This window comes from Allobosea sp. RAF48 (assembly GCF_052114025.1).
Taxonomy (GTDB): Bacteria; Pseudomonadota; Alphaproteobacteria; order Rhizobiales; family Beijerinckiaceae; genus Allobosea.
In genome coordinates, this window is the sequence record NZ_JBFRDZ010000045.1 from 1 (window position 1) to 394 (window position 394).

Here is a 394-nt window from a genome sequence, read left to right on the forward strand (position 1 = left end):
GTGCTTGGCCAGTTTGGTGTACAGACGGCCTCCATTCTTGCGGCACTCGGCGCTGCCGGCCTCGCCATCGGCCTGGCGCTTCAGGGGACATTGCAGAACATCGCCGCCGGCATCATGCTTCTGGTGCTGCGTCCCTTCCGGGTTGGCGAATATATCGAGACTGGCGCCGTGAGCGGCACGGTGATCGAAATCGGCCTGTTTGCGACCGAGCTTAAAACCAGCGATGGGCTTTACCGCCTTGCGCCAAATTCCACCCTGTGGAACGTGCCAATCACCAATTATAGCCGCTTTCCCTCACGCCGCCACGAATTGAGCCTGACGGTTAAGAGCGACGAGGATCTGGCTGCGGCGCAGGACATGCTGATGCGTGTGGTGCGCTCGGAAAGCCGGGTAC

Annotated in this window: 1 protein-coding gene; it reads left to right on the plus strand. The window is 60.9% G+C overall.

All coding sequences use genetic code 11. The features are described 5' to 3' along the window. The coding region (locus AB4Z10_RS29750; protein WP_441474002.1) for a mechanosensitive ion channel family protein at positions 1–394 on the plus strand (394 nt) is incomplete at both ends.